9 protein-coding genes are annotated in these 13,412 nt (G+C 68.1%); 3 read left to right on the forward strand and 6 right to left on the reverse strand.

What is annotated here, in order from left to right:
• The first annotated feature begins 89 nt into the window (after positions 1-89).
• Together PW734_02500 and PW734_02505 are read left to right on the forward strand one after the other, a co-directional pair.
• Positions 90-3,125 (forward strand): autotransporter domain-containing protein, encoded by a 3,036-nt coding sequence (locus PW734_02500; GenBank protein ID MDE1170071.1) that lies wholly within the window; start codon positions 90-92, stop codon positions 3,123-3,125.
• Between the two features lie 28 nt (positions 3,126-3,153).
• The gene (locus PW734_02505) at positions 3,154-4,098 is read left to right on the forward strand and encodes an ROK family protein (GenBank protein MDE1170072.1); all 945 of its coding nucleotides are present in this window, start codon (positions 3,154-3,156) and stop codon (positions 4,096-4,098) included.
• Positions 4,099-4,146: 48 nt separating this feature from the next.
• Here PW734_02505 and PW734_02510 read toward each other — a convergent pair whose 3' ends face one another.
• The gene (locus PW734_02510; protein MDE1170073.1) at positions 4,147-4,812 is read right to left on the reverse strand and encodes an alpha/beta hydrolase; all 666 of its coding nucleotides are present in this window, start codon (positions 4,810-4,812) and stop codon (positions 4,147-4,149) included.
• A 186-nt stretch (positions 4,813-4,998) separates the two neighbouring features.
• On the opposite strand from PW734_02510, the gene PW734_02515 reads away from it, so the two are divergent.
• Positions 4,999-7,527: an ATP-dependent Clp protease ATP-binding subunit gene (locus PW734_02515; protein ID MDE1170074.1), complete on the forward strand. Its 2,529-nt coding sequence runs from the start codon at positions 4,999-5,001 to the stop codon at positions 7,525-7,527.
• A 10-nt stretch (positions 7,528-7,537) separates the two neighbouring features.
• On the opposite strand, the gene PW734_02520 is transcribed toward PW734_02515, so the two are convergent.
• The 5 genes from PW734_02520 to PW734_02540 all read right to left on the reverse strand — a co-directional run bounded on the left by PW734_02520 (position 7,538) and on the right by PW734_02540 (position 13,396).
• Positions 7,538-7,960, reverse strand: a complete 423-nt coding sequence (locus tag PW734_02520; protein MDE1170075.1) for an organic hydroperoxide resistance protein — start codon at positions 7,958-7,960, stop codon at positions 7,538-7,540.
• Between the two features lie 52 nt (positions 7,961-8,012).
• Entirely contained in the window at positions 8,013-11,201 is a 3,189-nt protein-coding gene (locus tag PW734_02525) for a multidrug efflux RND transporter permease subunit (protein ID MDE1170076.1), read from the reverse strand.
• Positions 11,201-12,481: an efflux RND transporter periplasmic adaptor subunit gene (locus PW734_02530; protein ID MDE1170077.1), complete on the reverse strand. Its 1,281-nt coding sequence runs from the start codon at positions 12,479-12,481 to the stop codon at positions 11,201-11,203. The genes PW734_02525 and PW734_02530 overlap by 1 nt, the downstream gene beginning before the upstream one ends.
• Positions 12,482-12,513: 32 nt before the next feature.
• Positions 12,514-12,684 (reverse strand): hypothetical protein, encoded by a 171-nt coding sequence (locus PW734_02535; GenBank protein ID MDE1170078.1) that lies wholly within the window; start codon positions 12,682-12,684, stop codon positions 12,514-12,516.
• A gap of 94 nt (positions 12,685-12,778) precedes the next feature.
• Positions 12,779-13,396: a TetR/AcrR family transcriptional regulator gene (locus PW734_02540; GenBank protein ID MDE1170079.1), complete on the reverse strand. Its 618-nt coding sequence runs from the start codon at positions 13,394-13,396 to the stop codon at positions 12,779-12,781.
• Positions 13,397-13,412 lie beyond the last annotated feature (16 nt).

Genomic DNA, 13,412 nt, shown 5'->3' on the forward strand with positions numbered 1-13,412 from the left:
AAAACCAGGCTACCTCCTTCCGGCCATTTGTCATCTGGGCAATCGGACGCGGCGGTGCTACAACCCTCTCCTCCCTGGGGAAAAACGGCATGCGTGGAGCACTCACCTTTCTGACCGTTTTTCTCCTTTCCGCGGCCTCCCTTCCCGCGGTGACCAATCCCACCCCGGTCGTCTCCTCCGCCGACTCGGTCACCGTCTCCGATCCCGGCAGCACCATCACCTTCTGGAAATCCCAGACCGCCCTGACCGGCAACCAGATCACCGCCGCGGAAGCCCTCATCGCCCTCTCCCCCAGCGACGCCCGGATCATCGCCCTGGCGACGGACAACGGCGCCGCCTCCATCAACTACATCGACGCGGCGGGCGTCAGCGACTTCGCCTCCACCGCGCGGGCGATCGGTTCCGACACGCTGACGATGGTAAAGACGACCGGCGCGGCGGGCGCGCCCACCAGCGGCACCTTCAATCCCGGCCTGACGGAGGACGACAACGTCGTCATCCAGGCCAAGGGCTTCCTCTACATCCCGGCGGGGACCTGGACCCTCACCGTCAAATCGGACGACGCCAACCGCCTGATCGTCGGCGGCGGGGCCACCGTGGTCACCGAATACGACGCGCCCCGCTCCGCCGCCTACGGGAACAACCAGGGCGGGGTGATCGACAGCGTCATCACCGTCACGGTTTCCGGCTACTATCCCTATGAGCTGATCGGCGTGCAGGACGGCGGGAACACGGTCCTCCAGCTCACCTCCGTCTCCGGCTCCCATCCGCAGCCGACCAACGGCGGCAACGGCTCCCTGCCCGCGGGCTCCGTCCTGGTGGGAGACACCGCCAACGGCGGCCTGGCCGTCTACCAGAACATGACGAACACCTACTCCGCCGCCAGCGGCACGCAGGTGGAGACGAACACCATCGGCCTGGTCGCCGACGCCGTGACCATCGTGAAGACCAACGGCGGCACGCTGGTCCTGGCCCCCTCCGCCGGAACCACCAACGTCTATTCCGGCGACACGCTGGTGCGGGGCGGCGCGCTGGAAGGGGTCGACGGCGTCGGCCTCTCCGCCGCCAGCAACCTGGTCCTGGACGGCGGCGTCTACCAAGGCTCCGGCACCTTCTCCCGCGCCGTGGGCACCAACGCCGGGGAGGTAAGCTGGGGGGCGGACGGCGGCGGCTTCTCCGCGCGCGGCGGCACGCTGGACGTGGCGCTGGGCGGCGGCACCGGCCAGGTCACCTGGGGGAGCGGCGGCTTCGTCCCCGCCGGGAGCGCCCTCCTCTTCGGCTCCGCCCAGGCCGATTCCCTGGTCCGCTTTGAGAACGACGTCGACCTGGGCGGCGCCGCGCGGACCGTCCTGGTCACGGCGGGCGCGGGCGGCGACGCGGCCGAGATGAGCGGCGTCCTTTCCGACGGCGCCCTGCAGGTGGGCGACGGAAGCCACGGCGGCATTCTGATCCTCACCGGGGCGAACACCTACTCCGGGGGCACCTCCGTCTCCGGCGGCACGCTCGTCGTCGCCAACACGTCGGGCAGCGGCACGGGCAGCGGCGCGGTCGACGTGCTGGCAGGCACCCTGCGCGGGACCGGCACCGTGGGGGGGGCCGTTTCCGTCTACGCCGGCGGCACGCTGGCCGCGGGCACCGCCGCCGCCACCGGCGTCCTGACGGTGAACGGAAACCTTTCCCTGGCTTCCGGCAGCACCACCACCCTGCGCCTCAACGGCACCTCCGCCGGCACCGGCTACGACCAGATCCGCGTCGGCGGCACGGCGGCCTTCGGCGGCACGCTCGACCTCGACTTCGGCTTCGTCCCCACGGTGGGGCAGAGCTTCACCCTCTTCGACGCCTCCGCCTACAGCGGCGCCTTCGGCACGATCGATCCCTCCCTTTCCCTGCGCTACAGTTTTGCCGACGGCGTCCTGACCATCCTGGGCTTCCGCACCTCCTTCGTCCCCTACGCGCTGACGCCCAACCAAAAGGCCGTCGCCGCCGCGCTCGACACCGTCCTGGACGATTCCCGGGCGCAGTCCCTCGTCAGCAGCCTCGACGGCGTTGCCGACAACCAGCTGCCCGCCGCCTTCGACCAAATTTCCCCGCAGCCGCTCCTGGCCGTGCCGCAGATCCTCTTCGGCAACACGCGCGCCGCCCTGGGCGACATCGACCAGCACCTCTCCGACCTGCGCGCGGGCGTCACGGGGCTCTCCCTCTCCCAGCTCAACTTCTTCGACGGGCAGATCCCGCTCAACGCCCTCATCGCCGGGAGCGACGCGCTGCCGCCCTCCGGCGTGAAGGCCTTCCGCCCCACGCCGGACAATCCCTGGAGCTTCTTCCTCTCCGGCGGGGGAGACTTCGGCCAAATGGAGCCGGGCGGCGAGGCGGCCCGCTCCACCTTCTCCGGCGGCCGCTTCACCGCGGGGGCCGATTACCGCCTGAGCCGGGAGACGGTGGCCGGCCTCTATGCGGGCTACGACGGGACCGACGCGAAACTGGGCGGCGGCAGCGGCGCGGACGACGACGCGGCGCGCTTCGGCGCCTACGGAAGCTGGAAGGACGCCGGGGGGGACTGGCTGGGCGCCTCCTTCGGCGGCGCCTACCACTGGCTCGACACCTCCCGCGCCGCCTACGGCGGCACCGCCTCCGGCCAGACGGGCGGCACGGAACTGAACGGCTCCCTGCGCTACGGCCACGACTTCCCCTGCGGCCCCTGGACGATCACGCCCACCGCCGCCCTCACCTACGCCAGCCTGAACTTCGGCGCCTACGACGAAAGCGGCTCCCTGGCCCCCCTCTCCATCCGGGAGGAGAGCGCCTCCTCCTGCCGGAGCGAGCTGGGCTGGACCGTGCAGCGGGAGTTCCTGGTCCGGGGCGTCCGGCTGCGGCCCTACGTCCGGGCGGGCTGGGAGCACGAGTTCCTCGACACCGGACAGGCCCTCACCGCCCATCTGGCCTCCGGAGCGGGCGCGCCCTTCACCGTCACCGCCAACAGCTTGGGCCAGGAAAGCGCCTCCTTTGGCGCGGGGATCAGCGCCACCTTCACGGAATCCCTTTCCGGCCAGCTTTCCTACGCCGGAGAGGCGGGAAACCGCTTCCAGGACCACACCCTCAGCGCGGCGCTGCGGGTCTTGTTTTAAACAAAGTCCGGGGTAGGTTACGGGCGCCATGAATATCCTGGGCATCGACATCGGCGGGACCAAGTGCGCCGTCAGCCGCCTGCGGGAAGACGGCCGCGTGGAGGAAGCGGCCCGCTTCCCCACCACCACCCGCGCCCAGACCCTCTCCCGCATCTACGAGGAGCTGGAGCTCCTCCGGCCCGGCAGCGCGCCCCTCATCGGCATTTCCTGCGGCGGCCCGCTCGACTCCCGCAAGGGCCTCATCCTCTCCCCGCCCAACCTGCCCGGCTGGGACCGCGTGGCCATCTGCGACGAGCTGACGCGCCGCTTCGGCGGGCGGGCCTTCCTCCTGAACGACGCCAACGCCTGCGCACTGGCGGAATGGCAGTTCGGCGCCGGGCGCGGCTGCCGCAACATGATCTTCCTGACCGCCGGGACCGGCATGGGCGCCGGGCTCATCCTGGACGGCCGCCTTTACGAAGGGGCCAGCGGCGACGCGGGCGAGGTGGGCCACCTCCGGCTGGCGGACGACGGCCCCGTCGGCTTCGGCAAGGCGGGCTCCTTCGAGGGCTTTTGCAGCGGCGGCGGCATCGCCCGCCTGGCCCGGATGCGCCTGGCGGAAGAGACGGTGCTGCCGGACTGGGCCATCCCCATCGACGAGCTTTCCGCCAAGGACGTGACGGAGGCCGCCGCGCGGGGCGACGCCCTGGCCGGGCAGGTCCTGGCCGAATCGGGCCGCCGCCTGGGCCAGGCCCTGGCCTTCCTCATCGACATCCTCAACCCGGAGCGGATCGTCCTGGGCGGCCTCTTTCCCCGCTGCGGCGACCTCCTGATGCCCCACGTCCGGCCCGTCCTGGAAAAGGAAGCGCTCCAGACGGCCCTGCAGGCCTGCGTCCTGGTGCCCGCCGAGCTGGGGGAGACCATCGGCAGCCACGGCGCGATCGCCGCCGCGCTCTACGCCTCCGGCCTGGGGACGCTCTTTCCCTCCCGCTGATTTTTCCGGGGTACTTCGGCCCGGAATAGCCGAATCATTTAAATGGTCTTACCGGGTCAGGCATTGCAGGAACCAGTCCCGGGCCTTGGCGGCGACTTGCTCCAGCGCGCCGGGCTCGGGGAAGAGGTGGGTCGCCCCCTCGACCGTCTCCAGCCGCGCCTCCGGCAGCCGCTCCACCGCCTCCCGGTTCATCTGCACGAGGGGCTGGTCCCAAGCCCCGGCCAAAAGCAGCACGGGCGCCTTCACCTGGTGCAGGATGGGCAGGGCCAGGTCGGTACGGGCGCTGCGGCCGACGACCGCGCGGACGCGTCCCGGACGCTCCGCCGCCGCCCAGAGGGCCGCCGTGCCTCCGGTGCTGGCGCCGAAAAGGCCAATGGGCAGAGGCAGCCGCAGGCCATTCCACTCTTCCTGCCCGTCGAGCCAACCCAGGGCTCCCCGCAGCCGGGCCGTGAGGAGCGGGATGTCGAACCGGTATTGATGCGTCTCCGCCTCCTCCGCCCGCTCTTCGGGCGTGAGCAGGTCGAAAAGCAGGACCGCCAGGCCCGCCTCCTCCAGCGTCTCCGCCAGGAAGCGGTTGCCCGGGCTTTGGCGGGTGCTCCCCGCCCCATGGGCGAAAATAACGAGGCCAGCCGCCCCCTCCGGCACGGCGATCTCTCCCTCGATGCGCGTGTCGGCCACGTCAAAGGAAACCGGGTGGATGGACAGAACACTCATAAGCATGAAAGGCCGCAAGAGGCGTGCCAGGCCCTCCCATTTGAAACAACCGATTGATAATCAATAATTAAAGATAGAGGCTCCTTCCGCGAAACTCTCCCCGCCTTGCAAAACACGAACGCCGCCGTTTTTTTTGAAACAAACCCGCCCTTGAGCATCATTCCTGCTTAAACCTGCCCCCTTTCTATGAAAGTCCTGAGCACCTCCGCCGTCGAAGTCCTGGCCCGCGCCCGGATGATTGCCAACGCCGCCTTCGACACCTTCTCCATCCATCCGGAGGCGCTCCTTCTTTCCGTCATCCAGCATGAGGCGCCGGAAGGGCAGGCCCCGTCCGTCGCCCAGCGGTTCCTGGAAGCGGCCGGCGGCTATGACAAGTTCCACGCCGCGGTCGTCGATCAGCTCGCGCAGAACCCCCTGGAAGTCCCGGAACAGCTGGCCCAGCTCAACGTCTCCAACGAACAGTTCTTCCTCACCCCGGAAGCGTTCAGCATCATCAGCGCCCTCCCCATCGAAAACCCGGAAAACGGCACGGTCACCGCGCGCCACCTCTTCCTGGGCACCCTCAGCGCCCCCTTCCCCGTCATCCAGCAGACGCTGGAAAACGTCGGCGTCGACCCGGACCCCTACCTGGCCGACCTGCTCGTGGAACTGGCCCAAAACGCTCCCGACGCCTCGTCGCTCATCCCGCAGGAAGCCGCCCAGCCGGAAGCGGGCGGCCTGCGGAAGGACAACTCCCTGCTGGAAGTCTTCGGCACCAACCTCTCCAAAAAAGCCCAGGCCGGGGAGCTGCCCCCCTTCGTCGGCCGCCGGGAGGAGATGAACCACATCCTCGACACGCTGCGGCGGACGGGAAAGAGCAACCCCCTCCTGGTCGGCGCTCCCGGCGTCGGCAAGACCGCCCTGGTCGAGGGCCTCGCCCAGAAAATCGCCGCCGGCGACGTGCCCGCCTCCTTGAAAAACCGGGAAGTCATCCTCATCGACCCCGTCCGCTTCCTGGCCGGGGACAATGACGTGGCCACCCTCCAGCTCCGCATGAAGAGCCTGGCGGAAGAGGCCCAGAAGAAGAACGCCCTCCTGGTCTTCGACAACCTGGGCGGCCTCCTGCCCGCGGGCAACTCCCTGCACGTCACCCACCTCCTCGAAAAAGCCTTCGGCGAGCACAGCTCCCCCTTCCTGGCCACCATCAGCCAGGAGGACTACAAGCGCTTCCAGAGCGAGAAGGCCATCTCCCGCCTCTTCCAGGTCCAGGACCTCAAGCCCCTGAGCGAGGCCGACACCGTCGAAGCCCTGCAAACCCGCCGCGCCAAGCTGGAGGCCCACCACGGCGTCCAGCTGACCGACGATGCCCTCCGCACCGCCGCGCGCGACGCCAAGAACCACGTGCGCGAGCGCTTCCTGCCCGACTCCGCCATCGACCTGGTCGACGAGACCTGCAGCCGCGTGGCCCGCGCCGCCGAAGACGGCAGCGGAAAGAGCCACGTCGACGGCAACGACATCCAGGCCACCCTTTCCGATTGGACCGGCGTCCCGCCGGAGAGGATCAACCCCGACGACCTGGCCCGCCTCCAGCACCTGGAAGGGAATCTCAACACCCGCATCATCGAGCAGGGGGAAGCCACCCACGCCCTGGCCAGCGCCATCCGGCGCGCCCGAGCGGGGCTGAAGGACCCGAAGGAACCCATCGGCTCCTTCCTCTTCCCGGGGCCCACCGGCGCCGGAAAGACGGAAGCGGCCCGCGCGCTGGCCCTGGAACTCTTCGGCGACGAAAAGGCCGTCGTCCGCTTCGACATGAGCGAGTACATGACCGACCACGCCGCCACGAACCTCATCGGCTCGCCCATCGGCTACCAGGGCGCGGATCAGGGAGGCCGCCTGACGCAGGCCGTCCGGCGCAAGCCCTACAGCGTCGTCCTCCTGGACGAGATCGAGAAAGCCCACCCCTCCGTCTACAACCTCCTGCTCCAGGTCCTGGAAGACGGGCGGCTGACCGACAACCTCGGCACGGCCGACTTCAGCAACACCGTCATCATCATGACCACCAACGCGGGGGTCAAAACGAGGGACGCGGCGAAGGAGCCCCTGGGCTTCCGAAAAGAACAGGCCGCCCAGGCCAAGTCCCCCGAGGTCCAGGCCGCCGATTACGAAAAGAAGAAGGAAACCTTCCTCGAAAACCTGAAAAAGAGCGGGGTCTTCCCGCCGGAATTCCTCAACCGCACCGAAACCGTCGTCTTCAACTCCCTGTCCAAGGACGCGATCCAGCAGATCGTCCCCCTGCGCCTGGCCAAGTTAAACCAGCTGCTGGAGGCAAAAGGCCTGAAGGTGGAGCTTTCCCCCGAAGCCTCGCAATTCCTGGCCGACAAGGGCTACGACAAGGAATACAACGCCCGCCCGCTCAAGCGCGTCATGAAGAAGTATCTGGAAGACCCCCTGGCCGACCAGATCATCGACGGAAAGCTGCGCGGCCCGCTGACCATCCAGGTGGGCCTCAACGAAGGCCGCCTCACCTTCGACACCGGCGCGGAAAAGACCCCCGCCGGTCCGGCGCAGCAGGCGCCGGCCCTGGCCTGGCGTCCGCCCGTGGGCGAGCTGCTGGCCTCCGGCCTGCCCGGCGCCGCGCGCGTCGCCGGACCCAATCCGGTCCTGCCCACGGCCTCCGCCGAAAAAACGGCGGCCGAGCCGCAGAACCAGGACCGGACCAAGTCGGACCGGAACTAGGACCGCCCGCTTAGGCGATCGTCAGCGTCACCGGAATGTTGTTCCGGGTGGCGTGGGAGTAGGGGCAGACCACGTGGGCCTTGGCCACCAGGTCTTCCACCGTGGCGCGCTCCACGCCGGGGACGGCGATGGTCAGCTCCACCTCGATGCCGAAGCCCTGCTTGTCGTCCCGCTCGCCGATGCCGACCTTGCCGGTCACCGTCGTCTCCGCCGGGATCTTTACCCCCGCCTTGCCGCCGACGAACTTCAGCGCGCCGAGGAAACAAGCGGAATAGCCCGCCGCGAAAAGCTGTTCCGGATTGGTGCCGGAACCGCCCGCGCCGCCCAGCTCGCGCGGGGTGGAAAGAGTGACGGAGAGATGGCCGTCGACGGTTTCGGACTTGCCTTCGCGGCCGCCGGTGGAGGTCGCCTGGGTGGAATAGAGGACGTTCATGGTAAGGGGGATGATGGGGAGGTTTTGGGAAAGGCGTCCAGCCTAGACAGGCTTAAACATGCGCCGCGGGGGACTCCAAAGACGGCACGGGAACATGCCGTCCCCGGCCCGTCAGGCGCTTCTCCAAGCCGCGCAAGAGGATATAAAAGACCGGCGTCAGGAAGAGGCCGAAGAGGGTGACGCCCAGCATGCCGGAAAAGACCGCCACGCCCATGGCGTGCCGCATCTCCGCCCCCGCCCCTTCCGAGATGACCAGCGGCACGACGCCCATGATGAAGGCGAAGGAGGTCATGAGGATGGGGCGCAGGCGCAGGCGCGCCGCCTCGACGGCCGCCTCCACCGTCTCCCGTCCGTGGTGCTCCAGCTCCCGGGCGAACTCGACGATGAGGATGGCGTTCTTACACGCCAGGCCCGCCAGAACGAAGAGGCCGATCTGGGTGAAGATGTTGTTGTCCCCGCGGGAGAGCCAGACGCCGACGATGGCGGAGAGCAGGCAAAGCGGGACGATGAGGATGACGGCCAGCGGCAGGAAGAAGCTCTCATACTTCGCCGCCAGCACCAGGAAGACCAGGAGCACGCAGATGGGGAAGACGATGAGGGCGGTGTTCCCCGCCAGGATCTGCTGGTAGGTCAGCTCCGTCCACTCAAAGTCCATCCCCTTCGGCAGGGTCTCCTTGAGAATGCGGGTGATGGCCGCCTGCGCCTGGCCGGTGGAGTAGCCGGGGGCGGGGCCGCCGTTCAGGTCGGCGGAGCGGTAGGCGTTATAGCGCATGGCGCTCTCCGGCCCGGTCGAGTCGCTGGTATGGAGAAGCGCCCCCAGGGGGACCATTTCCCCGCGCGCGTTGCGGGTCTTCAGCCGCAAAATGTCGTCCGGCTGGGAGCGGTAGTCCTTGTCCGCCTGGGCGATCACCTGGTAGGTGCGGCCGAATTTGTTGAAGTCGTTGATGTAATAGGAGCCCAGGTAGATCTGCATGGTGTCGAAGACGTCCTGCACGCCCACGCCCAACTGCTCCGCCTTGATCCGGTCCACGTCGGCGTAGAGCTGCGGGGTGTTGATCTGGTAGCTGGTGAAGATGCCCGCCAGCTCCGGCGCCTGCCGCGCCTTGTCGACGACCTGCTTCATCGCCCCGTCGAGCGCCTCGTAGCCCAGATCGCCGCGGTCCTCCACCTGCAGCTTGAAGCCGCCGATGGTGCCCAGGCCCTGCACGGGCGGGGGCGGGAAGATGACGACGAAGGCGTTCTTGATGCCGTTGAACTTCGCCTGCAATTTCTGCGCGATGGCCGCGCCGGAAAGGGAGGGATCCATCCGCTCCTCGAAAGGCTGGAGGCCGATGAAGGCGATGCCCGCGCTGGAACTGTTGATAAAGCCGTTGATGGAAAGGCCGGGGAACTGGATGGCGTTGCGGACGCCCGGCTCCTTGAGCGCGATGTCCCCCATCTCCCGGATGACCTTTTCCGTACGCTCCAGGTTGGCCCCGTCCGGCAGCTGGGCGAAGCAGACCAGATAGGCCTTGTCCTGCATGGGGACGAAGCCCGGCGGCACGGCCTGGAAGGCGAAGTAGGTGGAGCCGAGGAGGACGGCGTAGACGGCCAGGGCCGCCGCCTTCCGCCCCGCGATGCCGCCCACCCCGCGCCCGTAGCGGACGGAGCTGCGCTCGAAGAGGCCGTTGAACCGGCGGAAGAAGGGGCCGAAGATCCGGTCCAAAAACACGGTGAAACGGTCCTTCGGCTCGTGCGCGCCCTTGAGAAGGATGGCGGCCAGGGCCGGGCTCAAGGTCAGGGAGTTGAAGGCGGAAATGACGGTGGAAAACGCGATGGTGAGGGCAAACTGCCGGTAGAACTGCCCCGTCAGCCCGGTGATGAAGGCGATGGGAACGAAGACCGCGCAAAGGACCAGCGTGATGGCGATGATGGGACTGGTCACCTCCCCCATCGCCTTGACGGTGGCGTCGTGCGGGGAGAGGCCCTCGTGGATATTCCGCTCCACGTTTTCGACGACGACGATCGCGTCGTCGACGACGATGCCGATGGCCAGCACCAGGCCGAAGAGGGAGAGGGCGTTGATCGATCCGTGGAAGGCCAGCATCACCGCCGCGGTGCCGATGATGGAGACCGGCACGGCCAGGAGCGGAATGACGGAGGCGCGCCACGTCTGAAGGAAGAGGATCACGACCAGGACGACCATGACCAGGGCCTCCACCAGGGTGTGAAGGACCGCCTTGATCGAGTCGCGGACGAAGACGGTGGGATCGTAGACGATCGAGTATTCGACGCCCTCGGGGAAACTCTTCTTCAGCTCCTCCATGGTGGCGCGGACCTGGTTGGAGATGTTGATGGCGTTGGAGCCGGGCAGCTGGAAGATGGGCACGGCCACGGCGTCCTTGTTGTCCAGGAGGGAGCGCAGGCCGTATTCGGCGGCGTCGATCTCGATGCGGGCCACGTCCCGCAGGCGCGTCACCACGCCGTCCGGGCTGCGCTTGATAACCATTTCGCCGAACTGCTCGGGGTCCTGGAGGCGCCCCTCCACATTGACGGGGATCTGCAGCTCCGTTCCCTTCCGGTACGGCGGGCCGCCGATGACGCCGGCGGAGGCCTGGACGTTCTGGTTGCGGATGGCGGCGACGACCTCGCCGGCGGTCAGTCCGCGCTCCGCCACCTTTTCCGGGTTGAGCCAGACGCGCATGGCGTAGTCGCCGGAGCCAAAGAGCTGGACGCGGCCGACGCCCTGGATTTTGGAAAGCTGGTCCTTCACGTTCAGCACCGCGTAGTTGCGCAGGTAGAGCATGTCGTAGCGGCCGCTGGGGGAGGAAAGGTGGACCACCATGGTGAGGTCCGGGGAGCTCTTCACCGTGACGACGCCGATGCGCTGGGTCACCTCCGGCAGGCGGGGGAGGGCCTGGTTGACGCGGTTCTGCACCAGCTGCTGGGCCAGGTTCGCATCGGTTCCCAGCTTGAAGGTGATGGTGAGGGTCAGGGTGCCGTCGCTGGCCGCCTGGGAGAACATGTAGAGCATGTCCTCCACGCCGTTGATCTGCTCCTCCAGCGGCGTGGCGACCGTCTCCGCGATCGTCTTCGGGTTGGCCCCGGGGAACTGCGCCGTGACGACGACGGTGGCGGGCACCACCTCCGGATACTCGGAGATGGGCAGCTGGAAGAGGGCCAGGAGACCGGCCAGGAAGATGATGAAGGAGATGACTCCCGCAAAGATCGGCCGGTCGATGAAGAAGCGGGAGAGATTCATTATTCGACGGAGATGGCGGGTTGGCGGTGGGCGGCCAGGAGGTCCTCTTCCTTCTTCTCCCCGGCGGGCGCGGGCTGCTCCTGCGGCGCCACGGCGGCGCCGGGACGGACGCGCTGGATGCCGTCGACGATCACGCGGTCGCCGGCCTGCAGGCCCTTCTCCACCACGCGGCGGTCCCCGGCCTTCTTGCCCAGGACGACTTCCCGATAGACGACCTTGTTGGAGGCGTCGACGACGTAGACGAACTTGTGGCTCTGGTCGGAGGAGACGGCCCGCTCCGGCACCAGGATGGCGGAAAGCTCCCGCGCCCCGGCCAGGCGGACGGAGACGAACATGCCGGGCAGCAGCGTGCCGTCCTCGTTCTCAAACCGGGCCCGGGCGCGGATGGTGCCGGAGGCGGTGTCCAGGCGGTTGTCGAAGCTCTGGATGAAGCCGTCGTAGACGCGGCCGCTGCCCTGAAGGACCAGCTGGACGGGAATCTTCTGCTCCTGAGCGTTGCCGCGCGCGGCGGCGCGGATCGAGTCGAGGTAGGTCTGCTCGTCGACCTCGAAGTCGGCGTAGATGCCGTCCTTGGAGGCGACGGAGGTGAGCACCGGCGCGGCGGGGCCGCGCTCCACCAGGTTGCCCACCGTCAGCTCCGCGCGGCTGACGCGGCCGGAGATGGGCGCCTTCACGTAGGCGTGGTCCAGGTCGATGCGGGCGTTCTTCAGCTCCGCCTCGGCGGCTTCCAATTCCGCGCTGCCGGACTTGCGGGCGCTGTCGGCCTGGTCGTACTCCCGCTGGGAGATCGCCTCCGTGTGGACCAGGGTGGCGGCGCGCTCCTGATCGGCCTTGGCGAAGGCCAGGTTGGCCTGCGCGGTGGCGACGCGCGCCTCGGCACGGGAGGCGGCGGCCTCATAGGGGCCGGGATCGATGACGAAGAGGATGTCCCCCGCCTTCACGCTCTGGCCGTCCTCGAAGCGGACCTCCGTGATGCGGCCGCTGACCTCGGGCCGGATCTCGGCGTAATCGACGGCGTGGAGGCGGCCGGAGAACTGGCTCCAGATGCGCAGGTTCTTTTCCGCCATGGTCTGGACGACGACGGGGGTCGGCGGCGGCGCGGCGGGCGCGGGGGCGGCCTCATGGCCGTGGAACCAATAGGCGCCGCCTGCCAGGAGAAGGACGGCGGCCCCGATCCATCCCGCGCGGGCGGAAGAGGCGGGGCGGGCGGGCTCGGCCGCCGAAGTATGGGCGTGAGCGTGGGCGCGGGGGGCGTGCAGGTCGCGGACGGGAGGGATCATGGGTGGGACTCCGTTGAGGTGGGGATGGGGTTTCATTCGACCCAGAGGCTGGGGTGCGCGGCGGCGGCCGACCGAACGACGATGGGCTGCCACAGCACGTGCTCCGGACGGACCACGCTCAGCGCGCGGGGCGCGGCGGGCTCGTGGGAGGAGATGTATTCGCGAACGCGGGACTCGACGAATTTCGAATAGAGTTTCTTCATGAGTTTTCTCCGAATGGAGGGTTTGCGTTTCATTGCTTGGAGGGAGTGGGTAGACCGGTCGGTACAGTATCGCTACAAAAAAAATTTAAGCGGATTAGGCCGCGGCCGGCTCCTCTTCCCGCAGGCCCAAAAGGCGGAACATGCCGGGGCGGACGCGGTCGAGAGCGCTGGGGTTGTTCTCTATCTTGGCATGCAGGATGACGCCGTCGACGAAGTCGAAGAGCTGGCGGCCCAGGAGGGCGGGGTCTTCTTCCTTGGCGACGAGGCCTTCCGCCTGCGCCGTACGGATCATCCCGGCGAAGTAGCGGACGACCCCTTCCGCCATCTGGCCCGCCTTGTGGCGGATCATGTCGTCCTGGGTGCTCACCTCGGAGCCGACGGAGGCAAAGGGACAGCCGCACATCTTGCCGAAGGTGCGGAATTTCTCCCGCTGGTCCTCCGCCAGGAAGACGCAGTATTTCTCGAGCTGCTCCCGGGCGCTAAAGCGGGCGGAGAAGATGCCGTCCAAGAGGGGCTTCTTATGCTCCCAAGCGGCGTCAAAGCAGGCTGCGGCCAGGGCCGCCTTGGAGGGGAAGGCGAAGTAGAAGCTGCCCTTGGTGACGCCGGCCTGCTTGCAGATCTCGTCGACGCCCACCGAGCCATAGCTCTGCTCCCAGATCAGCCGCATGGCGACCTCAAGAAGCTTATGCTTGGTCTCGTTCTCGCGCTTCATGAGGTCACCATACTAG

It is taken from the genome of Verrucomicrobium sp., assembly GCA_028283855.1.
Lineage (GTDB): Bacteria > Verrucomicrobiota > Verrucomicrobiia > Methylacidiphilales > GAS474 > GAS474.